At 65.7% G+C, this 24,667-nt stretch carries 21 protein-coding genes and 1 tRNA gene; 12 read left to right on the top strand and 10 right to left on the bottom strand.

What is annotated here, in order from left to right:
* The first annotated feature begins 435 nt into the window (after positions 1 to 435).
* The 4 genes from LQ144_RS14420 to LQ144_RS14405 all read left to right on the top strand — a co-directional run bounded on the left by LQ144_RS14420 (position 436) and on the right by LQ144_RS14405 (position 5,345).
* Complete coding sequence (locus LQ144_RS14420; protein ID WP_230119383.1) at positions 436 to 2,004, top strand: NCS1 family nucleobase:cation symporter-1; 1,569 nt, start codon at positions 436 to 438, stop codon at positions 2,002 to 2,004.
* 28 nt (positions 2,005 to 2,032) lie between these two features.
* Complete coding sequence (locus LQ144_RS14415) at positions 2,033 to 2,776, top strand: aspartate/glutamate racemase family protein (RefSeq protein WP_230119382.1); 744 nt, start codon at positions 2,033 to 2,035, stop codon at positions 2,774 to 2,776.
* 41 nt (positions 2,777 to 2,817) lie between these two features.
* The gene (locus LQ144_RS14410) at positions 2,818 to 3,630 is read left to right on the top strand and encodes an SDR family oxidoreductase (RefSeq protein WP_230119381.1); all 813 of its coding nucleotides are present in this window, start codon (positions 2,818 to 2,820) and stop codon (positions 3,628 to 3,630) included.
* Between the two features lie 218 nt (positions 3,631 to 3,848).
* On the top strand, positions 3,849 to 5,345 hold the full coding sequence (locus LQ144_RS14405; RefSeq protein WP_230119380.1) for a cation:dicarboxylase symporter family transporter: 1,497 nt from the start codon (positions 3,849 to 3,851) through the stop codon (positions 5,343 to 5,345).
* Positions 5,346 to 5,473: 128 nt separating this feature from the next.
* Here LQ144_RS14405 and LQ144_RS14400 read toward each other — a convergent pair whose 3' ends face one another.
* From LQ144_RS14400 to LQ144_RS14390, 3 genes are all read right to left on the bottom strand, one after another.
* Positions 5,474 to 5,851, bottom strand: a complete 378-nt coding sequence (locus tag LQ144_RS14400; protein WP_230119379.1) for a sterol carrier family protein — start codon at positions 5,849 to 5,851, stop codon at positions 5,474 to 5,476.
* Positions 5,852 to 5,904: 53 nt separating this feature from the next.
* Positions 5,905 to 6,921 carry an asparaginase gene (locus tag LQ144_RS14395; RefSeq protein ID WP_230119378.1) on the bottom strand — a complete coding sequence of 339 codons (1,017 nt, stop codon included), beginning with the start codon at positions 6,919 to 6,921 and terminating at the stop codon, positions 5,905 to 5,907.
* Between the two features lie 102 nt (positions 6,922 to 7,023).
* Positions 7,024 to 8,601, bottom strand: coding sequence for a molybdopterin-dependent oxidoreductase (locus tag LQ144_RS14390; RefSeq protein WP_230119377.1), 1,578 nt, complete (start codon positions 8,599 to 8,601; stop codon positions 7,024 to 7,026).
* A 131-nt stretch (positions 8,602 to 8,732) separates the two neighbouring features.
* Here LQ144_RS14390 and purD point away from each other — a divergent pair, with 131 nt between their 5' ends.
* The gene (gene purD, locus LQ144_RS14385) at positions 8,733 to 10,055 is read left to right on the top strand and encodes a phosphoribosylamine--glycine ligase (RefSeq protein WP_230119392.1); all 1,323 of its coding nucleotides are present in this window, start codon (positions 8,733 to 8,735) and stop codon (positions 10,053 to 10,055) included.
* A gap of 2 nt (positions 10,056 to 10,057) precedes the next feature.
* Positions 10,058 to 11,008, top strand: coding sequence for a phosphoribosylaminoimidazolesuccinocarboxamide synthase (locus LQ144_RS14380; protein WP_230119376.1), 951 nt, complete (start codon positions 10,058 to 10,060; stop codon positions 11,006 to 11,008).
* 74 nt (positions 11,009 to 11,082) lie between these two features.
* On the opposite strand, the gene LQ144_RS14375 is transcribed toward LQ144_RS14380, so the two are convergent.
* Positions 11,083 to 12,345: a helix-turn-helix transcriptional regulator gene (locus LQ144_RS14375; RefSeq protein ID WP_230119375.1), complete on the bottom strand. Its 1,263-nt coding sequence runs from the start codon at positions 12,343 to 12,345 to the stop codon at positions 11,083 to 11,085.
* A gap of 131 nt (positions 12,346 to 12,476) precedes the next feature.
* On the opposite strand from LQ144_RS14375, the gene LQ144_RS14370 reads away from it, so the two are divergent.
* Together LQ144_RS14370 and LQ144_RS14365 are read left to right on the top strand one after the other, a co-directional pair.
* The gene (locus tag LQ144_RS14370) at positions 12,477 to 12,710 is read left to right on the top strand and encodes a hypothetical protein (protein ID WP_230119374.1); all 234 of its coding nucleotides are present in this window, start codon (positions 12,477 to 12,479) and stop codon (positions 12,708 to 12,710) included.
* Positions 12,711 to 12,810: 100 nt separating this feature from the next.
* Entirely contained in the window at positions 12,811 to 13,215 is a 405-nt protein-coding gene (locus tag LQ144_RS14365) for a hypothetical protein (protein WP_230119373.1), read from the top strand.
* Between the two features lie 63 nt (positions 13,216 to 13,278).
* Here the strand turns inward: LQ144_RS14365 and LQ144_RS14360 are convergent.
* From LQ144_RS14360 to LQ144_RS14340, 5 genes are all read right to left on the bottom strand, one after another.
* Positions 13,279 to 13,355 (bottom strand) — tRNA-Pro (locus LQ144_RS14360).
* A 208-nt stretch (positions 13,356 to 13,563) separates the two neighbouring features.
* On the bottom strand, positions 13,564 to 15,465 hold the full coding sequence (locus tag LQ144_RS14355; protein WP_230119372.1) for an ABC transporter ATP-binding protein: 1,902 nt from the start codon (positions 15,463 to 15,465) through the stop codon (positions 13,564 to 13,566).
* Positions 15,462 to 17,306, bottom strand: coding sequence for an ABC transporter ATP-binding protein (locus LQ144_RS14350; RefSeq protein ID WP_230119371.1), 1,845 nt, complete (start codon positions 17,304 to 17,306; stop codon positions 15,462 to 15,464). The genes LQ144_RS14355 and LQ144_RS14350 overlap by 4 nt, the downstream gene beginning before the upstream one ends.
* A 119-nt stretch (positions 17,307 to 17,425) precedes the next feature.
* Entirely contained in the window at positions 17,426 to 18,355 is a 930-nt protein-coding gene (locus LQ144_RS14345) for a metallophosphoesterase (RefSeq protein ID WP_230119391.1), read from the bottom strand.
* A 20-nt stretch (positions 18,356 to 18,375) separates the two neighbouring features.
* Entirely contained in the window at positions 18,376 to 20,727 is a 2,352-nt protein-coding gene (locus LQ144_RS14340) for a transglycosylase domain-containing protein (RefSeq protein WP_230119370.1), read from the bottom strand.
* Between the two features lie 37 nt (positions 20,728 to 20,764).
* On the opposite strand from LQ144_RS14340, the gene LQ144_RS14335 reads away from it, so the two are divergent.
* The 3 genes from LQ144_RS14335 to LQ144_RS14325 are packed head-to-tail and all read left to right on the top strand — an operon-like array spanning position 20,765 to position 22,382.
* Entirely contained in the window at positions 20,765 to 20,920 is a 156-nt protein-coding gene (locus LQ144_RS14335) for a DUF4177 domain-containing protein (RefSeq protein WP_205652420.1), read from the top strand.
* 1 nt (position 20,921) lies between these two features.
* Positions 20,922 to 21,455: a RidA family protein gene (locus LQ144_RS14330; RefSeq protein WP_230119369.1), complete on the top strand. Its 534-nt coding sequence runs from the start codon at positions 20,922 to 20,924 to the stop codon at positions 21,453 to 21,455.
* 15 nt (positions 21,456 to 21,470) lie between these two features.
* The gene (locus LQ144_RS14325) at positions 21,471 to 22,382 is read left to right on the top strand and encodes an NUDIX hydrolase (protein WP_230119368.1); all 912 of its coding nucleotides are present in this window, start codon (positions 21,471 to 21,473) and stop codon (positions 22,380 to 22,382) included.
* 222 nt (positions 22,383 to 22,604) lie between these two features.
* Here the strand turns inward: LQ144_RS14325 and LQ144_RS14320 are convergent, their stop codons facing one another.
* Positions 22,605 to 23,282 carry a Crp/Fnr family transcriptional regulator gene (locus LQ144_RS14320; protein WP_205652417.1) on the bottom strand — a complete coding sequence of 226 codons (678 nt, stop codon included), beginning with the start codon at positions 23,280 to 23,282 and terminating at the stop codon, positions 22,605 to 22,607.
* Between the two features lie 192 nt (positions 23,283 to 23,474).
* Here LQ144_RS14320 and LQ144_RS14315 point away from each other — a divergent pair, with 192 nt between their 5' ends.
* Complete coding sequence (locus LQ144_RS14315; RefSeq protein ID WP_230119367.1) at positions 23,475 to 24,659, top strand: MarP family serine protease; 1,185 nt, start codon at positions 23,475 to 23,477, stop codon at positions 24,657 to 24,659.
* Positions 24,660 to 24,667 lie beyond the last annotated feature (8 nt).

The following is a 24,667-nucleotide window of genomic DNA, read 5'->3' as shown; positions in this document are numbered from 1 at the left end:
GGTGCCCTGTTCCCTGATCAGCGAATCCAGGGACTCAACCCACTCGGCGGTCTCTTCCGGATCACGATCAGGCAGCTGGTTAGTCAACCCGCTGAGGATATGGGAGGTATCTTCTCCTGCAGCCACGGCAGCCTCGTTTCATCTTTGAATGTTGGGGCGATGTTTTCGTATTGTGAGAAAACATTCTTGCTATTCGAGATTAGGCCGACGTGCAGGTGCCGGTCAAGGCGGCCCATCCGGCGGGTCGGCGCCGAAGTGCGGCTGGCTCTTGCGGACCGATTATGACTGCGCGCAGAAGCAGGGCGACCTTGACCCTGGCGTGACCCAGGTCATACAGTTATTCCACTTTTCAAGATGTGATTTCCATAATATGGAATTCGCTCTTCGGAAGCCTCGGGCTTCCCACTTCACCTTCCCTCAGAACTGGAGATCCAGATGCAGACGACCCCATCAGTCGGCGTCGAACCGGCTCCCGCACCGACAGTGTTGTCGGGCCAGCCGATCCATCCGGCAACGGGCGTCGAAGCCCTTTGCGAAACAGCCAGTGCCGCCTCCGGCCGCACCATCAGCCCGAGTCTCTACAACGTGGACCTCGCCCCGACCAAGCGGGAAGGCCGGCGCTGGACGGCGTACAGCATCTTCACGCTGTGGGCCAACGACGTCCACAGCCTCGGAAACTATGCGTTCGCCGTCGGGCTGTTTTCGCTGGGTCTCGGCGGCTGGCAGATCCTCGTGGCCCTGGGCATCGGTGCCGCCCTGCTCTTTGTGCTGCTGAGTTTTTCCGGCTTCATGGGCCAGAAGACCGGCGTGCCCTTTCCGGTCATGAGCCGCATCAGCTTCGGCATCCGCGGCGCCCAGCTCGCGAGCCTGGTCCGCGGAGCCGTGGCCGTGGCCTGGTTCGGAATCCAGACCTTCCTCGCGTCCGTGGTGCTCCGGGTGATGCTCGTGGCCATGATCCCGTCGCTGCACGAACTGGACAGCAACTCCATACTGGGCCTGTCCACCCTGGGATGGACCGCGTTCGTGGCCCTCTGGATCGTCCAGCTCGTGATCGTCAGCTTCGGCATGGAAATGATCCGCAAGTACGAGGCCTTTGCCGGACCGATCATCCTGCTGACCATGGTCCTGCTGGCCGTGTGGGTCTTCATCGAAGCCCGCGGCTCCATCCAGTGGACGGGCATCCGGGGTCTGGAAGGCGGCGAAATGTGGCGCAAAATTTTCGCCGGCGGCGCCCTCTGGGTCTCCATTTACGGAACCTTCGTCCTGAACTTCTGCGACTTCACGCGGTCGGCCAAGTCCAAGAAATCCATCGTCCGCGGCAACTTCTGGGGCATTCCCATCAACATGCTCCTCTTCGGCGCCATCGTGGTGGTCCTGGCTGGCGGCCAGTACAAGATCAATGGCGCCATCATCGAAACTCCCTCGGACATCGTCGAGAGCATTCCCAACACCCTCTTCCTGGTCCTGGCCTGCCTCGCCATCCTCATCCTGACCATCGCTGTGAACCTGATGGCCAACTTCGTGGCCCCGGTCTATGCACTCACCAACCTTTTCCCCAAGCACCTGAACTTCCGGAAGGCCGCCTGGGTCAGCGGCACCATCGGCCTGGTCATCCTGCCCTGGAACCTCTACAACAACCCGCTCGTGATCGTGTACTTCCTGGGCGGACTGGGCGCCCTCCTTGGTCCATTGTTCGGCGTGGTCATGGCAGACTACTGGCTGCTGCGCCGCGGCAAGGTCAACGTGCCGGAGCTTTACAGCGACCACCCGCGCGGCGCGTATTTCTACAAGAAGGGCGTCAATCCCAAGGCGATCGCCGCACTCCTGCCGGCCTCCGCCATCGCGATTCTCATCGCTTTTGTGCCGGCTCTCGAAGCGGCGGCGCCGTTCGCCTGGTTCTTCGGCGCGGGCGTCGGTGCGCTGACTTACTACCTGGCCGCCGACCGCAAGCAACGGTTCGAAGATGTCGACGGCGAATCGATCGCCGTCTCCAGCACCCACTGACCGCCGACCCGCCACCCAGGAGAAATCCATGCGTATTCTCGTTGCGAATGTGAACACCACCCAGTCCATGACCGACTCCATCGCTGCCCAGGCCCGCAGCATCGCGGCACCGGGAACGGAGATCATCGGCCTCACCCCGAGGTTCGGTGCCGACTCCTGTGAAGGGAACTTTGAAAGCTACCTCGCCGCGATTGCCGTGATGGACCGTGTGGTCAACTACCCGGAACCGTTCGACGCCGTCATCCAGGCCGGCTACGGCGAGCACGGCAGGGAAGGGCTGCAGGAACTCCTGGACGTTCCGGTGGTCGACATCACCGAGGCCGCGGCCAGTACGGCCATGTTCCTCGGCCACAAGTACTCTGTAATCACCACCCTGGACCGCGCCGTGCCGCTCATCGAGGACCGGCTGAAACTGGCCGGGCTCGATGCGCGCTGCGCCTCTGTGCGGGCCAGCGGCATGGCCGTCCTGGAGCTGGAGGAGGAGCCGGGGCGTGCCGTCGAGGCCATCATCGAACAGGCGCTGCTGGCAGTCCGCGGGGACAAGGCCGAAGTGATCGTCCTCGGCTGCGGCGGCATGGCGGGCCTGGACGAAAAGATCCGGCAGCGGGCCGGGGTGCCGGTGGTGGACGGCGTGGCGGCCGCCGTGACCATCGCGGAATCCCTGGTCCGGATGCGGCTTTCAACCTCCAAGGTGCGGACTTATGCCACGCCTCGGCCCAAGACCGTCATAGGCTGGCCGTTGGTGGCGGCGGATGTTCCCGCTACCCACTAAGCCCGCCTTGTAGGCCGCCCGCATCCCACAGGAGTACCCCCATGACCGCAACGCCGCCTGCAACACCGCCTGCAACGCCACCGCCTGCAACGCCGTTTGCAGCGCCACAGCCTGGACGGGTCGCCGTCGTCACCGGGGCCGGTTCCGGCATCGGCAGGGCAGTGGCCCGGCAGATGCTGGCGGAAGGCTACCGGGTGGCCCTGGCCGGACGCCGCGAGGCGCAGCTGCTCCAAACGGCGGGCAGCCACCCGGACGCGCTGGCGGTACCCTGCGATGTCACGCTGCCCGACGACGTCGAGCGCCTCTTCGCGGCCGTCCTCCAGCGGTGGGGGAGGGTGGACGTCCTGTTCAACAACGCGGGCGTGTTCGGCCCGGCGGCGTCGGTGGACGAGATCAGCCTCGCGGACTGGGAAGCGACCGTTGCCGTGAACCTGACCGGTTCGCTGCTGTGCGCCCGGGCGGCCGTCCGGGCCATGAAATCCCAGGCGCCGCAGGGCGGGCGCATCATCAACAACGGGTCCATCTCCGCGCACTCGCCCCGCCCCCGCACAGTGGCCTACGCCGTCACCAAGCACGCCATGACAGGCCTGACCAAGAGCATCGAGCTGGACGGGCGCGCCTTCGGCATCACCTGCGGGCAGATCGACATCGGCAATACCGCCACCGAAATCATGGACACCATCGGCGTCGGCTCCGGCGCCCTCCAGGCCGACGGCACGCGGAAAGTCGAGCCCATGTTCCCCGTGGAGGACGCCGCGCGGGCTGTGCTGCTAATGGCCGGAATGCCGCCCACTGCCAGCGTGGGCTCCGTGGTCATCACCGCCGCCGGCATGCCCTTCATCGGGCGGGGCTAGCAGAAGAAACCACCTTTTCCGCTACGCAAGCGGACATCCGCACCGCGGTTCCCGGGTGCGGATGTCCGAAAACGTGGCGGTTTTTGCATGCCCGAACACGGACGCATATTTCCACATTGCGAAAACTCATTTTCCCCTTGCGGAATAGTGTGAGCGGGGTTACTTTTGAATCAGACCCCAATTTCCGGGGCTGTTCCCGATTGAATAGGTACAGATCAATGAAGATCCCAGATTCCTCGGCGCTGAAGGCGAGTTCGGTGCCGTCGAAGAAGAAGCCCCTGTACAGGTCGCTCTTCTTCCAAATTCTGATCGCCGTCGTGGCAGGTGTTCTCATAGGGCATTTCTGGCCGGACCTTGGCTCCCAGCTGAGACCGCTCGGTGACGGCTTTATCCAGCTCATCAAGATGATCATCGCGCCGCTGATTTTCCTGGTGATTGTCACCGGAATTTCAGCCGTAGGCGACGTCAAGGCGGTCGGAAGGGTAGGAGTCAAAGCACTTCTCTACTTCACAGCGGCCACGCTCTTCGCCCTGGTCTTCGGACTGATCGTCGGCAACCTTGTCCAGCCCGGCGCCGGCCTGAACATTGATCCGAGCACGCTGTCCCAGGAGGCGCTGGACGCCAAAACCGGCCACGCCGTGCCCAAGGACGCTGCGTCCTTCATCCTGGACATCATCCCCACCAGCGTCATCGGGGCCTTCGCCAGCAACAGCCTGCTGCAGGTCCTCTTCTTCTCGGTCTTTTTCGGCGCCGCAATCGTGGTCATCGGCCGCGAGCGCTGCATGCCGGTCATCAGCCTCATGGAGACCGTCCTCGAACTCATCTTCAAGATCATGTCCTGGATCATGAAGGTGGCCCCGATCGGCGCGTTCGGTGCCATGGCGTTCATCATCGGCCAGTACGGTCTCGATACGCTCGGGACCTATGCGCAACTGATCGCCGCCTGCTACGGAGCCGCCCTGGTCTTCATCGGCCTCCTGTTCCTCGTGGCCTGGGGCATCGCACGGGTCCCGCTCTGGCAGTTCCTCAAGTACACCCGCGAGGAGTTCCTGCTGGCCCTCGGCACGGCTTCCACCGAGGCCGTCATGCCGCGCATCATGACCAAGCTGACCAACGCCGGCTGCTCCCGGGCCACCACAGGTCTTGTGGTTCCCACCGGCTACTCCTTCAACCTCGACGGCGCCGCGATCTACCTTTCGATCTCGCTGCTGTTCCTGGCGCAGGCGTTCGGACACCACCTGGACCTCGGCCAGCAGCTCGCCGCCCTCGGCGTCCTGCTGCTGACCTCCAAGGGCATGGCCGGCGTCCCCGGATCGTCCTTCCTCGCCCTCTCCGCAACCGCGGCGGCACTCGGGATCTTCCCTGTGGCAGGCGTGGCACTCCTCCTCGGCGCCGACCGTCTGATGGACTCCATGCGCGTTGTGGTCAACCTCCTCGGCAACTGCGTGGCCACCTTCGTGGTCTCCAAATGGGAGGGCCAGTTCGACCGCAGCGTCATGGTCCGCGCGTTCCGCGGTGAAATCACCAATCACGACTCGGCCATCATGCTCGGCGTCGAGGATGACTTCGAGGACCAGGAGCTCGAGCGGATCAGCGGAGGCGGTCAGCCGTCACCCAAGTTCCGCGGCGGGCCCAACCCGGACGAGATCCCCGAATTCCAGATGACCAGGACATCATCGGCCACCGGAAGCTCAGCCGCCATCCACCACGAATAGCGGCAGCCAGCAGATCACTAACCTTGTCCAGCCCCGGTGCGGGTCCGGCTTCCGCTACGGAACCGGACATCCGCACCGGGGTTCCTGCATGCGGATGTCCGAAACCGGGGCGGATGTCCGGAACCGCCCTACAGCGGCAGCAGCGCCGAGAGATCGGCGCGAAGACCGGAAGCCGCCACGCGCCCGGCGTCCACCGCGTCCGCCCAGCCCAACTGGCCGGTCACCATGGCCAGCCAGGTGGCGGCGTCGCACTCTATGACGTTCGGGGGAGTGCCGCGCGTGTGGCGAGGCCCCTCAACGCACTGCGTGACGCCGAACGGCGGAACCCTGACCTCCACCGAGTTGCCGGGCGCCCGGGCGGTGACCTCCTCCAGGGAGTAACGCACCGCCGTCGCGATCACCGGGCGGGGAACGGCAGTGCCCGACGGCGGCTGGCCCGCTTCCAGCCAGCTGGCCAGTGCCGCTTTGCCTTCGTCGATGTCAATCCTGCGCCGGGCTACTGCCATCGCCGCCTCCTTTGCTGCTGTGGAAGTAAGAGTGTGCCTGCGCGGCCAAGTGCCTAGTCCAGCAGGGCCGAGACAGCGTGGCCCAGCCTGATCTTGCCCACCGGGCGGCCGCCGCCGAGGACCGGCTCAACAACCTTCTCCAGCACGCTGGACACTCCCGGAATGTCCACGGCGCCGGCGGCAGCCAGAATGGTCAGGGCCACGAGCGAGGTGGCACGCAGGTTGCCGTCGAGCACCTTCACGGCCGCCGAGACCCCCTGCGGCGTGGCCATGACCAGCACGCCCTCGGCACCGATCTTGGCAATGACGTCCAGCTCCTCCATCACGATGGTGTTGGCTTCGCCCCTGCCCTGGACCGCCCACGGGTAGTCCAGCATGGACGTTGCGATCGTGGCTGCCCGTGCGTTGGAGTTCTTGTCGCCGGGTGCCTTGGCGAGCCGGGAGTATGCGCGGGCCAAGCCCGTCAGGGAAATGGCAGCGACAGGGGCGCCGCAGCCGTCGATGCCCAGGTGGGCGATCCTCTCCTCCGAGAATTCCTCGATCACTGTGCGGATGCGCTGCTGAAGGGGGTGGTTCGGCTCGAGGTAGCTGTGCTTGTCCCAGCCGTTCTCCATGCACGCCCAGAGGAACGCTGCGTGCTTGCCGGAGCAGTTGTAGGCCAGCCGTGACTTGCCCTTCTCGGAGCGAGTGAGCCAGGTGCGGGCCGTCTCGTCCTGCGGCCACGCGGCCGGGCACTGCAGCTGGTCCTCCTTGACGCCGGCGGCCTTGAGCATTCCTTCCACCACGTCCATGTGGTCCAGCGACCCGGTGTGGCTGGCGCAGGCGAGCGCCACCTGCGCGCCGCGGAGCGGAACCCCGGACTGCATGGACGCCAGGGCCTGGAGCGGCTTGAGCGTTGACCGGGCCAGGATCGGGGTGGTGATGTCGCCCAGCTGCGTGACCACCGTGCCGTCCGCCGCCAGGACCACTGCCGCCCCAATGTGCCGCGATTCGACAAATCCGCTCCGTTCAACGACCGCGAGCTCGACGGCGGACTCCACAGAGAATGTGGCATGCGAAGTTAGGGGCATGGCCCCAGTCTATGGTGCCGGATTGGCATTCCCCGGGACCTGTTCCGGCAGGCCGTACCGGGCATCCGGGCAGCCTGCCGGACGGCGTGCCTGGGCACGGCCCTACTCGACCGTGACCATCACGGACTGCCAGCCGGACGCGCCGTCCGGCACGGGATCGGCACGCTTTTCCGTCTGGACCTCGCCCGTCCCGTCCGTGGCGCGCGCTCTGATGTAGTGCGGTCCCGGCTTGGCATCCCAGTCGAAGGACCACTGCCGCCACGTGACCACGGAGGCTTCGTCGGACAGCACTGCCTCGGCCCACCCGGCGCCGTCGATCTGGACCTCCACCTTGGTGATGCCCCGGGTCTGCGCCCACGCCGTGCCGCCGATCGACACCCGTCCGGCCTTGACCACGGCGAAGGACTTGGGCACCTCCACCCGGGCCATGGTCTTGATGGGACCGCGTTCGGACCAGCCGCGTTGCGTCCAGTACGCCCTGTTGTCGGCGAAGCGTGTGACTTCGAGGTCCACTACCCACTTGGTGGCGGAAACGAAGCCGTACAGTCCGGGGACCACCATGCGCACGGGGTAGCCGTGCTCCAGCGGCAGCGGCTCACCGTTCATTCCGATGGCGAGCATGGCGTCGCGGTCGTCCTGCAGGACCTCCAACGGCGTTGATGCGCTGAACCCGTCGATGGAGGTGGAGAGGACCATATCCGCGCCGTCCTTTGGCCTGGCCCGCTTGAGGACTTCGCGGAGGGGCAACCCGAGCCATTTCGCGTTGCCGGCGAGGTTGCCGCCCACCGGATTGGACACGCAGGTGAGGGTCACATGCGACTCGATCAGCTCGGCGTCGAGCAGGTCCTGGAACGTGAGGCGGACCTCCTGCTCCACGAGTCCGTGCACCCGGAGCTCCCACTCGTCGGCGTTGATTTCCGGCACGCTCAGGGCGGTGTCGATCCGGTAGAAGTCACCATTTGGCGTAAGCCACGGCGTGACGCCCGGTGTGGCGGACTGAACCCCAGCCGGCACTGCAAGGGCGACCTTAGCAGGGGCAGGCAGCCGCAGCGACCCGCGCGCCTGGGCCACGTTGCTTCGCGCGGCGCTCAGCAGCCGTCCCCCGGTAGCTGCGATGCCGGCCGCCACTGCAGTAAGGCCGGTAGCGGCGAAGAACGCCCGCCGCGTTGTTGCGGGGCGTTCAGGCTCCTTCGCCGCGACGCCAGCCGGAGCATCGGGAAAGGAGTGAAGCCGCCACAGCCGGGAGATCAGGAGCCGCAGCACGACCAGTCCGGCGAGGGTCCCGAGGAGAGTCGGAATGGCGTCGACCGGCTTCACGCTGGCCCGGGTCACCACGCTCGCCACGATCACTGAGCCCATCAGCAGCACCCCGGCCACGCCCAGCGCCCATTTCCGGTATGCCACCACGCCCAGTACGCAAGCGAGCAGGAAGATGGTCAGGCCCATGCCAACGAAGAGCGCAGCCTTGTCATTGGTGCCGAACGTGGCGATGGCAAAGTCCTTCATCCACGGCGGCGTGAAGTCGATGAACGTGGAGCCCAGGGCAATCACGGGCGTTGCCCGCGCAGTAAAGAACGCTCCGATCAGTTCCGCAACGGAAAGAACGACGGCGGCCGCCGCCACCCCTGCCACCGCCGCCAGTGCGGCGGGGCCCTTGAGCCACTTCATCAGCTTCTTCATGCCCTTGGTTCGTAGCGGCCGGCCCGCGGGATTGTTCCGGCGCGGTTCCAATGCGTGCGGGGACGCCGGAGCGCGGGGCGGCACGACATAGCTTAGGAACCAGCGGTGTCCACAAAGTACCCTTGGAGACTGTGAAGGTACTCGTCATTGGCCCCGGTGGCCGCGAACACGCCATTGTCCGTTCCCTGCTTGCAGACCCCAACGTCTCCGAAGTCCACGCGGCTCCGGGCAACGCCGGCATCAGCCGGCTCGTCCCCACGCACGCGATCGACGGGAACGATCCGGATGCCGTGGCGGCTCTCGCCACCCGGCTCGACGTCGACCTCGTGGTGGTGGGCCCCGAGGCTCCGCTCGCCGCCGGCGTTTCCGACGCGGTCCGCGCCGCCGGGGTTCCCGTGTTCGGGCCGAGCAAGGCCGCCGCCCAGCTGGAGGCGTCCAAGGCGTTTGCCAAGCAGATCATGGCTGAAGCCGGTGTTCCCACCGCCATGGCGCTGGTGGCCGGCAACGCCGAGGAAGCCGCAGCCGCCCTGGACACCTTCGGCGCGCCGTACGTGGTCAAGGACGACGGGCTGGCCGCAGGCAAGGGCGTGGTGGTCACCAACAACCGGGATGAAGCTCTGGCTCACGCGCAGACCTGCTTCGACGCCGGCGGAACCGTGGTGATCGAGGAATTCCTGGACGGTCCCGAGGTTTCCGTGTTTGTCCTCTGCGACGGACGCAACACCGTGGCGCTGTCCCCGGCGCAGGATTTCAAACGCATCTTCGACAACGACGAAGGACCCAACACCGGCGGTATGGGCGCGTACACCCCGCTGGAATGGGCGCCCGAAGGCCTGGTCCAGGAAGTCATCGACCGGGTGGCCCAGCCTACGGTCAACGAAATGGCACACCGCGGCACCCCGTTTGTCGGCGTCCTGTTCGTCGGCCTGGCCCTGACTTCCCGCGGCACGCGCGTCATCGAGTTCAACGTCCGTTTCGGCGACCCCGAGACTCAGGCCGTGCTCGCGCGGCTGAAGACGCCCCTCGGTTCCCTGCTGCTGTCGGCTGCCAGGGGCGAACTGGACCAGGCAGAAGAGCTGCGCTGGTCCAAGGAGACTGCAGTCGCCGTCGTCGTTGCGTCCGAAAACTACCCCGACACCCCGCGTACCGGCGACCGCATCCGCGGGCTCAAGAAGGTGGACGAGCTTGACGGCGTCCACGTGATCCACGCCGGGACGAAGCTTGACGACGAAGGCAAAGTGGTCTCCGCCGGCGGCCGCGTCCTCGCGGTGGTCGCGCTTGGTTCCGACCTCGTGGAGGCCCGGGAAAAGGCCTACGACGGCGTTGAGCTGGTGCAGCTCGAAGGCGCCCAGTTCCGCCGCGACATTGGCGGCAAGGCGGCCCGCGGTGAAATCAAGGTGGCGTCCGGCAGTTCCGCTGCCCAGGCAGCCTCCGCCCCGAAAGCGAAGGCATGACAGTGGCAGAACCTGAGAACACCGCCGCCCCCAAGCGCGGCCTGGACACGTCCACCCTGGAGCTTCCGGGCTGGAAGCACACCTACTCGGGCAAGGTCCGGGACCTGTACGAACCGGCGGACGACTCCATCAACAGCCGGTTCGGGCAAGACTGCGTGCTGGTGGTGGCCAGCGACCGCATCAGCGCCTTTGACCACGTGCTCAGCAGCGAAATCCCGGACAAGGGCGCCATCCTGACCCAGCTGAGCCTGTGGTGGTTCGACCAGCTGGAGGTCGAGCACCACGTTCTGGCGTCCACTGTGGAGGACGGCGTGCCCGCGGCGGTGGAAGGCCGCGGCATGATCTGCAAGAAGCTCGAGATGTTCCCGGTGGAATGCATTGCCCGCGGCTACCTCACCGGCTCGGGCCTCGTGGAGTACCGGCAGTCCGGCACCGTCTGCAGCATCCCGCTCCCCGAGGGACTCGTGGACGGCTCCCGGCTCGCGAAGGCGATCTTCACGCCCTCGGCCAAGGCCGAGGTAGGTGAGCACGACGAAAACATCAGTTATGACGCCGTGGCGTCCATGGTGGGCGATGACATCGCCGGACGCCTCAGCGAACTGACGCTGAAGATCTACACCAAGGCCGAGCAAATTACCCGTGAGCGGGGCATCATTCTGGCTGACACCAAGGTGGAGTTCGGCTACGACGTCGTCACGGGCGCCATCACGCTGGGCGACGAGGTCCTCACTCCCGACTCCTCGCGGTTCTGGGATGCCTCAACGTACAAGCCCGGCCAGGCGCAGCCCTCGTACGACAAGCAGTATGTCCGCGACTGGCTGACGTCCGCCGAGTCGGGCTGGGACAGGGCCTCCGACACACCGCCTCCGGCCCTGCCTGCGGACGTCGTGCAGCGCACCCGTGCGCGCTACGTTGAGGCGTACGAAAAGCTCACCGGCCGGACGTTCGCGTAACGGCGGCCGCCCCTCCGTCTCGGAGCGGTCCCCTCCGGGTCGGAGCAAGTCTCCGTTCCGGAGGGCGGCCGGTCCTAGCTGGCTTCGGCTGCCTCGGCCCGGCGCTGCGCGAGCCTGATCTCCAGCATGGCGTCCAAGGCCTGCTGCACGCGGTCCTGCGCGCCGGCCCCGCTGAACTCCCGCTGGGCTTCCTGCAGGAGCACCAGGGCTTCCTCGGATTCGCCAGCGGCCTTGAGCGACTTGCCCAGGAGCAGCGACACCTCGCCCGCGGTGTGCTTGGCAAGGGCGCTGCGCTCGGCGTGAATTTCGCGCAGCTTCTGCACCGCCGCCACGATATCGCCGGTGAGGTAGAGCCAACGGGCACGGATGAAGGCCACCTCAAGCTGGTCCGTCTTGTTGCCGCCCACGATGGACAGCGCGAGCTCGGCGCGCTCAATGGCGGAGAGGGTCTCGGGTTCCACGATCCCGGACGAGAGCCGGACGGCGGCCGAGGCCTTGTTGAAGCGGGCCCAAAGATCGATGTCGTTTGCAGGGGACAGCAGCTTGGCCGCGCGCTCGTGGTGCTTGATGCCCTCGGGGTAGTCGTGGCGCATGAAGGCGACGTTCCCGATCACCCAGGCCACTTCGCCGGCCAGCTGGGACATGGAGTTCTCGTCCATTTGCTCGTTCATGTCCTGGCAGTACTTCCAGGCCTCGTCCAGCCGGCCGCTCTCGGCGAGGGCGCCGATCAGGGCGCGGAGTGCGCCGATGATCAGCGTGGAGCCCTTGGGAAGCTGGGCGCACAGTTCCACGGCCTTCTGGGCATGCTCGACGGCGGCCGCCAGTTGGCCCTGTCCGTGGCACAGTGCGGCGAGCATCTGCCGGGCACGCACTCCGAGGCCGGCGGACTCGGTGGCCATCGGATGCTCCGAGAGGTGCTCCATGATCTTCTGGCACTCTTTGAGCTGGCCCTGCTTCATGAGGCATTCGGCCTGCATGTAGGTCATGTTCCACCAGGCGCTGGTGTTCTTGCCTTCGAGGGCGATGCGCGCGGCGGTGGCAGCATGGTCGGCGGCAAGCGCGTAGTCACGCAGGTCCCAGGCCTGCCGGGCGTACAGCCCCGCCAGGACGTATTCGGCGTCGCTGACCGAGATAGGCTGGCTCCAGGCCTCAAGCGCCTTTGGCGCGAGCTCCAGCCGGCGGGCAAGCTCCTCGATGACGTCTGCGGTCGGTTCCCGTCGGCCCGTTTCAAGCAGCGAGATATAGCTGGGGGAGTAAAGGTCCTTGCCCAGTTCCGCCTGGGTCAGGCCGCGCTCGAGCCGCTCTGCTCGGAGCTTCTCTCCGAATCCGTTCCCCACGGGATTCCTCCTCATTCCGGACAGTCTTTGTACACAATGCTTGACAGCCCCTGTGGAAAACATTTTACAATGTATGTCAACAAGGACTGTGCTGACTATGTAACGAAACCGACTCGTATTGAGGAACTCACATGTTGAAGAAGATTGCAGCCGCTGCCGTTCTGGCAGGGGCACTTGCATTCTCCGCCACGGCTCCGGCCGTTCTGTCTGCCGGTTCTATTGTTGATAATGCGGGCTCCGCGGTTGCCATTGGCAACTGGCCGGATCCCATGCGCGTGAAGGACGTGAACAAGCCCACCATCGGCAACTGGCCCGATCCTATGGATTCCCCCGCCACGATTGGCAACTGGCCGGATCCGATGTAGCAAGGCTTTTTCGGAAACCGGGCCCCGGGACATGCGCGAACCATGTCCCGGGGCCGTTTTCTTTCCACCACGTTGCGGCCGTCACATGAAGGGACACATTGTGAAGCGACAGGGAATCAGGCGACAGGGAACCAAGCGTCAGGGAACCCAGCGCCAAGGATCAAAGACGCACGGAGCCAACGGGCTGCAGCGGGCATACGTCCTGTGGAGCATCGCCGGCACCTCGCTGCTGGTGGCAGCGGTGGCCGGGACATCGGTGGCCGGCGTGCTGAGCGGAACGGCCGACGCCGGGTCCTTTGTCTGGGGGATCGTCGGCATCGCGGCGCTGCTGGAGTCCCTGGTGCTCTTTGTGGTCGGCCTGCGGCTGCGCCACAGTTACGTGAACTCCGTCCAAACCTACGAGAGCCGGGGCGGTTACCTGGAGGACGACGGCTCGAACCGGGTCAGGATTCCCCTGCTGGGCGACGGGCAGGCGCGGCAGAATATCACCAACCAAGGGTTCTGAACCCGGCGGAGGATGCAGCCAAAGATGAAAAAAGAGGGCCTCCCTGGGGAGACCCTCTTTTGTTGGTCGGGATGACAGGATTTGAACCTGCGACCTCTTCGTCCCGAACGAAGCGCGCTACCAAGCTGCGCTACATCCCGATCCGCTGCAAAAGCAACTTTACAAGAATAGCCGATACAGAGGCCACATGCGAAATCGAGGCCAGGACCGCCAGCATTACGGCCCGGCAGAGCGCGGCGGCCGCTGGTTTCCCCACCTTTGGCGGGTTTCGGCTCGCAAGGGGCGGAACCCGCCGTCGTCCTCCTCCAAAGGCGGGGGGACCCGGCAGGTGGCCTTCGGCGCCGGGCCTCAGACCAGCGAATCCTTCCAGGCTCCGTGCAGCTGCGCGAAGCGGCCGCCGCCGCCAATCAGCTCCTCCGGAGTGCCGTCTTCCACAACGCGGCCATCGTGGACCACAAGGACCCTGTCGGCTGTCTCCACCGTGGAGAGCCGGTGCGCGATGATGAGCGCCGTGCGTCCGGCATCACGGTGTCCGCCGTCGTCACTGGTGCCGTTTCCCGGGGAGGCGTCGGCGCCGGAGACGGCAGTGCCGCCGTCGTCGTCCGTGCCCCGCAGCAGCCGGGCCAGTCCGTTCTGGACCAGCCGCTCGGAGGGGATGTCCAGGGAGGACGTCGCCTCATCGAGGATCAGGACGGCTGGCCGCGCCAGGAAGGCGCGGGCGAAGCTGATCAGCTGGCGCTGCCCCGAGGAGACGCGGCCGCCGCGCTTGTTGACGTCCGTGTCGTAGCCCTCGGGGAGTTCGGCGATGAACTCATGCGCACCCACTGCCTTGGCCGCTGCCTCGATTTCCTCGCGGGACGCCTCCGGCCGGCCGAGGGCGATGTTGTCCGCCACGGAGCCGCTGAACAGGAACGCCTCCTGGGTGACCATCACGATGTTCCGCCGCAGGTCCGCGGTGCTGAGCTCGCGCAGGTCCACGCCGTCGAGCGTAACGGAACCGGAGGAGACATCATAGAAGCGGGCTATCAGTTTGGCGAGGGTGGACTTGCCTGCGCCGGTCTGCCCCACCAGTGCCACCGTCTGGCCGGCGGGGATGGCGAGGTTGAGCCTTGCGATGATGAGGGGGCCGCTTCCGTAGCGGAACTCGACGTCCTTGAACTCGACGGCGCCGCGGGCATCGCGGAGGGCCACCGCGTTCCCGGGCGGGCGGACGGTGGGCACCTCTTCGAGCAGTCCGGACACCTTTTCGAGCGCCGCCTGGGCGCTCTGGAAGGAGTTATAAAACATGGCCATCTGGTCCACGGGCTGGAAGAAGCGCTTCGTGGACAGCATCAGCGCCAGCAACACACCCACAGCGAGGTCGCCGTTGAGGACGCGGAAGCCGCCGAACAGCAGCACCGCCGCCACGCAGACGTTGCCGATCAGCACCAGGCCGGGCTGGAAGATCCCGTTCAGGTTGATCGACCGGACGGTCACCTTCCGGTATTCCTCGGCCAGTTCCCCATACCGCGCCGCGTTTTCGCGTTCCTTCCGGAAGGCCTTCACCGCACGGATTCCGGTCATGGTCTCCACAAAATGCACGATCAGGCGGGCGGACACCACCCGCGACTCACGGAACGCGATCTGCGAATGCTTCTGGTACCAGCGCGCCAGCAGGAACATCGGAACGCCGGCCGCCACCACGATCAGACCGCTGCGCCAGTCGAGGGCAAAGACCGTTACCGCCGTGAACACCATGAAAAGCATCCCGGACGCCAGCGAGCTGACCCCGGAATCGAGGAGCTCGCGGAGGGCCTCCAAGTCTGACGTCTGCCTCGCGATGATCCGGCCGGAGGTGTATTTCTCATGAAACTCAAGGCTGAGCCGCTGCGTGTGCCGGAACACCCAGAGTCGCAGGTCCAGCAGCATGGCCTGGCTGAGCTTCGCCGTGGACGTGACGTAGAGGGCGGTCAGGACGGCGGTCGCCACCGCCGCCGCGAGATACGCGACGCCGGTTATCACCAAGGGGAGGTTGTCACCGCCCTGCAGGGCCGGCAGCGCGTGGTCGATGCCGAACGCAATCAAGGCCGGTCCGGCCACGCGGGCCGCCTGAGACAGGACCACCATGGCGATGGTGAGCCAGAACCGGAGCCGGACGGGACGGATCAGCGTGGCCAGTAAGGCGAGCGACCGCCGTCGTACGGCTTTGCTGTCGCTCTTGCTCAGGTGGGCATTGTCCTCGTTCGCGGTACCGAACGCTGCGGTGCTCATCGGATGGACTCCTCAGCGTCGTCCTCGAGGGCGGAAAGTTCGGAGTCGAGGTCCCGTGGCTCGGTCTCCAGGCTGGCGATGACGTAGCGGTAGTGGTCGTTGGTGGCCAGCAGTTCGGCATGCGTTCCGACGGCGGCAATCCGGCCGTCCTTGAGCAGCGCCACCCGGTCGGCCAGCGCCACGGTGGACGGGCGGTGCGCGACGATCAGCGTGGTGGTGCCGGCAAGTACTTGCCGCAGGCGGTTTTCCACGAGTTCCTCGGTGTTGACGTCCAGGGCGGACAGCGGATCGTCGAGCACCAGCACCTGGGGGTTGGCGGCGATGGCCCGGGCCAGGGCGATGCGCTGCCGCTGCCCTCCGGAGAGGCTCAGCCCCTCGTCTCCGATCAGGGTATCCAGTCCCTCCGGCAGGGAGTAGGCGAAGTGGGCCTGGGCGGTGTCAAGCGCCTCTTCAAGGATGGCCTCCAGCTCGTCGTTGCCGGCGTCGGGGACACCGGCTCCTACACCGGTCCGGGCGCCCAGGAGCACATTGTCACGGACGGAGTTGGAGAAGAGTGTGGTGTCCTCAAACGCCACACCCACCACGCTGCGCAGTTCTTCGACGCTGAAGTCGCGCAGGTCCACGCCGTCGATGGTGATGGACCCGTCCGTGACGTCATAGAGGCGCGGAACGAGCTGGAGCAGGGCACTCTTGCCGCTGCCGGTGATGCCCACCAGCGCCATGGTTTCGCCAGGGCGGATGTCCAGGGTGATGCCCTTGAGGATGGGCTTGTCCGGGGCGTCCTCGAAAGCGAAGGTGATGTTGTTGAAGCTCAGCGCACCTTGCAGCTCGGCGGGCCGCGCGGGACGCTCCGGGCTGGTGATGGTGTTGCGGGTGTCCATGACCTCGAAGTGGCGGTCAAGGGCGCTCTTGGCGGTCAGGGCCATGGCCAGCAGCATTCCGGAGAACTCCACGGGCGCGGCGATGACGGCCGCTGTCGCGAAGAACGCCACGAGCGAGCCGATGCTGAGCTGGCCTGCCGCCACCAGCATGATGCCCACCACGAGTCCCGCACCGAGGGCCAGTTCGGGCAGGAGCGTAACCACCATGCTGAACGTGGCCTGGTGCCTGGCCTTGGCGATCTCGGTCTGGCGGAGCTCTTCGGCCTGGCCGTTGAAGGTTTCCAGCGCCTCGCGGCTCCTGCCGAAGGCCTTCAGCACGCGGATGCCGTGGACGGACTCCTCGACAGTGGTGGCGAGGTCGCCAGCCTGGTCCTGGCTGCGCCGGGCCACCTTGCTGAAGCGGGTCCTGAAGCGGAAGCTGTAGAACATGATGGGGCCGGCCGCGGCCAGGAAGATGAGGGCAAGCTGCCAGCTCATGGTGAACATCACCACCACGCCGATCACCACGGTCAGCGTAGTGACCACCAGCATGATGGCACCGAAGGCCATCCAGCGCCGCAGGAAGTTCAGGTCCGTCATGGCGCGTGAGAGCAGCTGGCCGGAGCCCCAGCGGTCATGGAAGGAAACGGTGAGATCCTGCAGATGGCCATAAAGGGACACTCGCATGCGCGTCTCTACCGTGGTGGCCGGGTTGATGACGAAGGTCCGGCGCAGGGCCACGAGCCCTGCCTCGGCGATCCCTAGGACGAGGATGACTCCGGCAGATGACCACACCGCGTCCGCAGTGGCCCCAGGCCGGAGTGAGTCATTGACGAGTGCCCGCAGGACCTGGGGAATGGTGAGTGCCACCACGCTGGCAAGGAGTGCGCACAACAGACCCATGAACAGCCGGGGGAGGATCGGCTTCACATGGGGATAGAGACGGCTGATGGATCTGAAAAACGAAGTCTGCTTGGCCATGCCCGCTTCTTGAACTCAAGTGCGAATGTAGTTTCCCGTAGCAACTACCCTATGCCATGAGTGCCGCGCTACACATGGTTTCGGAGGTCGTGGGGCGTCGAGCCTGGCCGTTTCGGCGGCTAGGCCCGGGGAGCAAGGGTCAGCAGGACGGCCTCGGGTTTGCAGGCGATACGGACAGGGGCGAAGCGCGAGGTGCCGATGCCCCCGGAGACGTTGACCGGCGTCGTATGGCCGTTGCTTTGCCAGTCGTGCAGGCCCTTCGCACGCCACGTGGGGATGTCGCAGTTGGCAATGATGGCACCGTACCCGGGGATGCACAGCTGGCCGCCATGGGTATGGCCGGCGAGGAGCAGGTCGGCGCCGTCCTCAGTGAAATGGTCCAGCACACGCTGGTATGGGGCATGGATAACAGCCACGCGCAGGTGGGCGTTCGAGTCCTGGCCCCTGGTGCCCCTGGGCCAGCCAGCATAGCGCTCGCGCTTCAGGTGGGGATCGTCCACGCCGGAGAAATCGAACCGCATGCCCCTGAGCACAATCGACTGGTGGCGGTTGGTCAGGTCCACCCAGCCGCCCATGCCGAAGCCGGCGCGGAGGCGCGGCCAGTCGAGCACCTCGGAATCCCGCTGCTCCCTTGACGGCCCCAGCAGGTACGCAGCCGGGTTCTTGAGCCGCGGAGCGTAGTAATCATTGGATCCCGGAACAAAGACGCCGGGAAATTCCATCAGGGGGGCAAGGGCAGAGAGCAGCGGATCCACAGCCTTGGCGTGGCTGAGGTTATCGCCGGTATTCACCACGAGGTCCGGTTTCAGCTCGGCCAGGGAGCGGAGCCATTCGGCCTTCGCGTTCTGCCCAGGAACAAAGTGGATGTCACTCAGGTGCAGTATCCGGAACGGATCCTGGCCTTCAGGCAGGATGGGCAGCGATTCTTCCCGCAGGACAAACTGGTTCTTCTCCCACAGGCCGTAGCCAGCGGCGGCGAGGCCCAGTGCAGATCCGGCGGCGGCAGTAACGGCAAAGCCGCGCGCGATGCTTCGCGCGCGGCTTGCCATGAGTGACGTGTCGATCACTGTCAGCCGTTCCCCTTGTTGCCGTTGCCGTTGCCGTTCCCGTTCCCGTTTCCGGTGTTGTTGCCGTTTCCGGTGTTGCCGCCGGTGGTGCCCGTGGTGCCGCCCGTGCTATTACCGGTGTCGCTCGGGGGCTGCGGGTTGTCCGGCACGGGGACGGACGGCTGGAACTCCGGGGTCCCGTACAGCAGGTTGGACGGCGGTTCCGGGAAGGGGTCGGTGCCGTAGGTCGGAGCAATCTGGGACATGAACTGCGAGAACATCGGCCCGGCGATCATGTAACCGTCAATGCCGGTGTAGAACTTGCCGTTGATTGTGACATTCTGGCCCGCACGGTCCTGCGAACCCAGGGCGTCGCCGAACCAGGCAGCCGTGGCGAGGCCCGTGGTGTGTCCTACCACCCAGGTTGAGCCGTTGTTGTTGGACGTACCCGTCTTGGCAGCGATGGGGAACGTGGTCTGGGTGGAAATCCGGGGCTGGATGAGCGAGCCGGATCCCTCGTTCAGGACCTTCTGCAGTGCATAGTTCACGCCCCGGGCCACCTCGGGCTTGATGGCATCCCGGCAGGCGGTCGACTGTGCCGGGAGCTGGGAGCCGGTCTGGTCGGTCACGGACGTGATGGCGATCGGAGCGCAGTACTTTCCGTCATTGGAGAATGTGGCGAATGCACTGGCCATGGTCAGCGGAGCCGTCTGGGTCGAGCCGAGCAGGTTGCCGAGCGTGGTCATGGTGACCTTGGGGTTTGCGTCGACCACCGCGTTGGTTTCCTTGTCGCGGACCGGCAGGCCGCCGTGCAGGCCAACGGCGTCCACGACCTTCTGGATGCCGCACAGGTCAACCTGGGAAGCTGAGGCAAACGTGGCCGTGTTAATGGAGTTCTTCAGCCCGTCGAGCACCGTCATGTTCCGGTAATAGCCCTCTTCAGCGTTCTGGAGGTCATCGGTGCCGTTAGTGCTGTCGTACCAGCCGACGGTGGGCGTGGAGCAGGTGTTCCGCCACGGGAAGTCCTGCGGGTAGCGGCGCTGGGCGGCGTTGACGATGGTGTTCATCGACTTGCCTTCGTCCAGCCATTCGGCGAAGGTAAACGGCTTCATCGTGGAACCGGGCTGCGCGCCGCCGAGGCCGTTGAGGTCGTTGCCCTGGTCGTCGTACTGGTCCACGCTGAAGTTGATCTGGGAGTCGAACTTGCCCTTGCCCGCAAACCACGAGGTGTTCTGGGCCATGTTGGTGATTCGGCCGGTCTTGGGCTCGACCGATACCAGGGCTGCGCCCCACTTGTCGGGGTTGGTGCCGGCGGAGGCATTGACCTGGTCCTGGGCGGCTTTCTGCGCCTTGGGGTCCAGGGTGGTCTTGATGGTGAGGCCGCCGCGGAAGATCTTCTTTTCGCGTTCCTTCGCGTCCGCGCCGTACGCCGGGTTGTTCAGCAGCAGGTGCAGGACGTAGTCGCAGAAATAGGGGGCCGTGGGCGAGTAGGCACAGCCTTGGCGCGCGGGGGTGACCTTGGTGGTCACCGGGGTGGCGACGGCTGCGGTGTGCTGGGCCTTGGTGATCTTGCCCTGCTTGAACATGGCGTTCAGTACGAGGTCGCGTCGGACCTTCGCGTTGTCCGGATTGGTGATGGGGTCAAAGGCCGAGGGGCTGTTGACGAGGCCGGCCAGCAGCGCTGCCTGGGGGAGCGTGAGGTTCTTGGCCGTGGTGCTGAAGAAGAACTTCGACGCGGCCTCGATGCCGTACGCGTCACGGTTGAAGAACACGATGTTGAGGTAGCCCTCAAGGATCTGTTCCTTGGTGAACTTCTTTTCCAGGGCGATGGCGAGCTTCATTTCGCGCAGCTTGTCGCCCACGCCCTTGTTCACGCCGTTGAGCTTGATGTCCTCGCCGCGGCCCTCGGATTCAAGCGAGGCGTTGAGGACGTTATTAACGTACTGCTGCGTGATGGTGGACGCGCCCTGCTTGTTGCCGCGCGCCGTGGCGACGAGGGCGCGGAGGATGCCGGTGGTGTCCACGCCGCCATGCTCGTAGAACCGGCTGTCCTCAATGGCGATGACCGCGTTCTTCATGTACGGGGAGATCTGCTCGAGCGGAACGCGGGTGCGGTTCTCCGCGAACAGGTTGGCGATGACGCTCCCGTCCTTCGCCAGGATCTTGGTGGACTGGCTGGGTGGGTCCACCTGCAGCTCCGCCGGGAGAGTGTCAAAGAATTCGATCGAGCCACTGGCCGAGCTGCCTGAAACGGCCGCCGCCGGAACCAGCAGGCCGGCCACCAGGACGCCACAAATAGCGCTCACGCCAAGGAAGGCTAATAACTTTCCGAGGGTGGTGGCCGTGTCGAATATAGGGTTCTTACCAGTCGCCATGTTCTCCAGTTTACCGGCAAGGACTAGGCTTGAGTTCATGACCAAATGGGAGTACGCGACGATTCCGCTCATAATCCACGCCACGAAGCAGATTCTGGACCAGTGGGGAGAGGATGGCTGGGAGCTTGTCCAGGTAGTCCCCGGCCCCGAAGGCAACGGTCTGGTTGCCTACCTCAAGAGGGAGAAGCAGTAGCATGACCACGCCTCAGGAAACCGCTTCCAGCGCTGCAGCGGCGCCGTCTTCCGCCGTCGAACAGCGGCTTGCCGAGCTCGGCCTGACGCTCCCCGAAGTGGCCGCGCCCGTGGCCGCATACGTGCCGGCCGTCATCTCCGGCAACCACGTCTACACCTCCGGGCAGCTGCCGTTTATTGACGGCAAACTCGAAGCTACCGGCAAGGTTTCCGCCGGCACCGAAGGCACATCGGACGAGTCCACGGTGTCCCCCGAGGACGCCAAGGCGTACGCCGCCGTCTGTGCGGTCAATGCGCTGGCCGCCGTCAAGAGCGTCATCGGCGACCTCGACCGCATCACCCGCATCGTCAAGGTGGTGGGCTTCGTGTCCTCGGACCCGTCCTTCACCGGCCAGCCGGGCGTTATCAACGGTGCCTCCGAACTACTTGGCCGGGTGCTTGGTGACGCGGGGCAGCACGCCCGTTCCGCCGTCGGCGTTTCTGTCCTGCCGCTCGACTCTCCCGTTGAAGTCGAACTGATCGCTGAATTCAGCTAAGGACCGGTCACTTCCTTGCCCCAGCTAGCACGTCGCCTGTTTGTTCTTCCCCCCGAGCTCGAAGGGGCGGCACAAAGCTGGATCGATCACGGCGAACGGACGCCCCGCGCCGCACGGTTCGCCTCCTCGGTAGTCCTGCTCCGTGATTCGCCCACCGGTCTGGAGACCTGGCTCGGTTACCGGCCCGGGTCTTCGCCGCTGGGCGTCCTCGCCTTTCCCGGCGGGTCCCTGGAAGCGTCCGACGACGACGCACTCGGCTGGCTGGGCCCCTCGCCCCAGCATTGGGCCGAGCAGATGGGAACGGACGACGTCGGGCTGGCGCGCCGCCACGTTGTGGGCGCCGTCCGGGAACTGTTCGAAGAGACCGGCGTGCTCCTGGCCGGTCCGGACCTGTCCTCCACCGTTGAGGGAACATCCACGCCCGAATGGATGAAAGTGCGCGAAGCCGTGGCTTCGCAGGAAAAGTCCTTCACCGAGGTGCTCGCCAAGCGGGGCCTGTCGCTGCGCACGGACCTGCTGAAGCCGCTCGTGAACTGGCTCAGCCCGGACTTTGCACACCGCCGCTTCAATACCCGCTACTTCGCCGCCACGGTTCCCATGAACCAGCAGCCCACCGTCCTGGCCAGCAAGGGCGTGTGGGGCCGCTGGGTCTGCGCCACCAAAGTTGTCAGCGAACGCGACACGACGGCGCTCGGCGACGAGGTGGGCCAGGAAAACACCGTGGGCCTCACGCTTGGCCAGCTCCTGGTCCCCGGCTCTGAAATCATGCTCGAGAAGATGGCAGCGGCCAACGGCTGCATCGCCTACCTCAGCTACAAGCGCACCCCGCACGTGTACCAGCCCCGGCTGGTCCAGGAAGACGGGACGCTCATGCTCGAAGTCGAGGCCGCGAAGACCGTGGCCCACGAGCCCCAGCGGGAACGGTGACGCTCTCGCGGTTCCTGTCGCTTTTTTGGTGACGCTCTCGCAGTTCCTGTTGCCTGTTCGGTGACGCTCTGATTACGGCTGATCGAGCTTGTCGAGATCAAGGTTCCGGCCCGCTGGTTTCGACAGGCTCAACCAGCGGAGGCGGAGGGGCGTTCTCCGACCTTGGTGACTTAAGAACAAAAAGCCGCCCCGGTTGATACCGGGGCGGCTTTGTTATTTGGCTTAGCGGGAGCGCTGGCGGAGGCGCTGCATGTCCAGGATCACTACGGCGCGGGCTTCGAGGCGCAGCCAGCCGCGCTGGACGAACTCGGCCAGGGCCTTGTTCACGGTTTCTCGGGAGGCGCCGACGAGCTGTGCCAGCTCTTCCTGCGTGAGCTCGTGTGCAACGAGGACGCCGTCGGTGGCCGGCCGGCCGAATCGGTCGGCCAGGTCCAGGAGCGCCTTGGCCACGCGGCCCGGGACGTCGGAGAAGACAAGGTCGGACAGTGAGTCGTTGGTGCGGCGCAGGCGGCGGGCCAGCGCCTGCAGCAGCTGGGCCGAAACCTCCGGGCGGGTCCGCAGCAGGGAGTTCAGGCTCTCGTTCCTGAGGCCTGCCAAGCGGGTCTCGGAGACAGCCGTGGCAGTTGCCGTACGCGGGCTGGGGTCGAACAGCGCCATCTCGCCGAAGAGCTCACCCGGGCCAAGGATGGCCAGCAGCGATTCGCGGCCGTCGGGGGACGTACGGCCGAGCTTCACCTTGCCGGACACAATGAAGTAGAGCTGATCACCCTGATCGCCTTCGCGGAATACAGATGCCCCACGGGACAGGTCAACCTCGGTAAGCTCGTCCGTCAGCAGACGGAAAGCCTCGTCGTCCAGAGTGGCGAAAAGGGGTGCGCGGCGCAATACCTCGATGTCCATGAATTCTCCTGATTAAAATGTGTCGGCTGGGGCGCTTGTGCCATTGTTTCAGAATTTTCTACGTTCTGTGACGTACTTGGCAGCAGAACAGGCCAAAAGGCGCTGGGAGCACACGGCCGCCGCCGCCGTCCACCGGCGAATTGTCAGAATCCGCCAGTAGAATCGGGGCTTAGCTGCCTGTGAGGAGACCCGGTGTTTGGCCTGACTGTTCTGGACCTGGCGTTGTTACTGACGCTCCTGTCCTACCTGATCTATGGCCTTCGTAACGGGTTCCTGGTCACCCTCGGCGGCATTGCCGGCTTCGCTGCCGGAGCCGTCGCAGCGTTCCTCTCCGTGCCGGTGGTCAGCAACTTTGTGGAGGACAGCGGCTGGCGGCTGACCGCGATCATCGGTACCGCCATTGTGCTGATGGTGCTGGGAAACGCGCTGGGGACCACGATCGGCCGCAGCATTCGCAGTGCCGTGCGCCTGAAACCGCTGCGCGCCGTGGACAGGACGGTCGGTGGCGCGGTGAACCTCGTTGTGGCCGCCCTCGTCATGTCCATGCTGGCGTTCAGCATCGGTGCCCTCGGTGTGCCGTTCGTTTCTCAGCAGCTCGCCGAATCCAGGGTCATCCGCTTCATCGACGGCCTGACCCCCAACCCGGTCAAGGCCACCATGGCCCAGCTGCGGTCGGCGGTGATCGGGGACGGCATCCCCCGGCTGATCGAGGGCATCGGGCAGGACCAGCAGGTCCCTGTGCCGAATGCCAACACTGACACCCCTGCCCTGAACCGGGCGGCCGGTTCAGTCCTGAAGATCGCCGGTACCGCCTACCAATGCGGGCAGAACCAGACCGGGACCGGCTTCGTTGTGTCGCCGGGCCGGGTGGTCACAAATGCGCATGTTGTGGCGGGCGTGTCGCAGCCTGTCGTGGAGGTTCCGGGTGGCGGCGCGTTACCGGGCCGCGTGGTCTATTTCGACAGCCAGCGGGACCTGGCAGTCCTTGCCGTCGAGGGCCTGGCCACAGAATCACTGGGCCTGAGTCCTGATCTTCCGGCCGGCACTGCCGCAGCATTTGCGGGCTACCCGCACGGTGGCCCGTTCCAGTCGAAGCCGGCGACGGTCCAGGGCATTTCCACAGTGCTGGTGCCGGACATCTACGGCAACAATCCTGTTCCGGATGAGGTCTACAAGCTCGCCGGGGACGTGCAGCCGGGAAACTCCGGCGGACCGCTGCTGACCACCGGGGGGCAGGTGGCCGGCGTGATCTTCGCCAAGACCACGTCCAACGCTGCCCTGGGTTTCGCCATCCCCATGATCGACCTTCGGCCGGTAGTCAACGAAGCCCCAGGCCTCTCGGCGGCAGTGTCGTCAGGACAGTGCATCCAGCAGTAGCAGTTCCG

Origin of the sequence: Arthrobacter sp. Bi83 (genome assembly GCF_918698095.1) — a bacterium.
Classification (GTDB): domain Bacteria; phylum Actinomycetota; class Actinomycetes; order Actinomycetales; family Micrococcaceae; genus Arthrobacter.
This window is presented reverse-complemented; position numbering and strand designations above follow the sequence as displayed.

Bases quoted from the DNA above. Each gene is read 5' to 3' on its own strand.
- LQ144_RS14410 (WP_230119381.1), top strand. From the start codon at position 2,818: ATGACCGCAACGCCGCCTGCAACACCGCCTGCAACGCCACCGCCTGCA.
- LQ144_RS14415 (WP_230119382.1), top strand. From the start codon at position 2,033: ATGCGTATTCTCGTTGCGAATGTGAACACCACCCAGTCCATGACCGAC.
- LQ144_RS14355 (WP_230119372.1), bottom strand. From the start codon at position 15,465: ATGAGCACCGCAGCGTTCGGTACCGCGAACGAGGACAATGCCCACCTG.
- LQ144_RS14400 (WP_230119379.1), bottom strand. From the start codon at position 5,851: ATGGCAGTAGCCCGGCGCAGGATTGACATCGACGAAGGCAAAGCGGCA.
- LQ144_RS14345 (WP_230119391.1), bottom strand. From the start codon at position 18,355: ATGGCAAGCCGCGCGCGAAGCATCGCGCGCGGCTTTGCCGTTACTGCC.
- LQ144_RS14340 (WP_230119370.1), bottom strand. From the start codon at position 20,727: ATGGCGACTGGTAAGAACCCTATATTCGACACGGCCACCACCCTCGGA.
- LQ144_RS14350 (WP_230119371.1), bottom strand. From the start codon at position 17,306: ATGGCCAAGCAGACTTCGTTTTTCAGATCCATCAGCCGTCTCTATCCC.
- LQ144_RS14370 (WP_230119374.1), top strand. From the start codon at position 12,477: ATGTTGAAGAAGATTGCAGCCGCTGCCGTTCTGGCAGGGGCACTTGCA.
- LQ144_RS14330 (WP_230119369.1), top strand. From the start codon at position 20,922: ATGACCACGCCTCAGGAAACCGCTTCCAGCGCTGCAGCGGCGCCGTCT.
- LQ144_RS14395 (WP_230119378.1), bottom strand. From the start codon at position 6,921: ATGCCCCTAACTTCGCATGCCACATTCTCTGTGGAGTCCGCCGTCGAG.
- LQ144_RS14320 (WP_205652417.1), bottom strand. From the start codon at position 23,282: ATGGACATCGAGGTATTGCGCCGCGCACCCCTTTTCGCCACTCTGGAC.
- LQ144_RS14390 (WP_230119377.1), bottom strand. From the start codon at position 8,601: ATGAAGAAGCTGATGAAGTGGCTCAAGGGCCCCGCCGCACTGGCGGCG.
- LQ144_RS14335 (WP_205652420.1), top strand. From the start codon at position 20,765: ATGACCAAATGGGAGTACGCGACGATTCCGCTCATAATCCACGCCACG.
- LQ144_RS14420 (WP_230119383.1), top strand. From the start codon at position 436: ATGCAGACGACCCCATCAGTCGGCGTCGAACCGGCTCCCGCACCGACA.
- LQ144_RS14405 (WP_230119380.1), top strand. From the start codon at position 3,849: ATGAAGATCCCAGATTCCTCGGCGCTGAAGGCGAGTTCGGTGCCGTCG.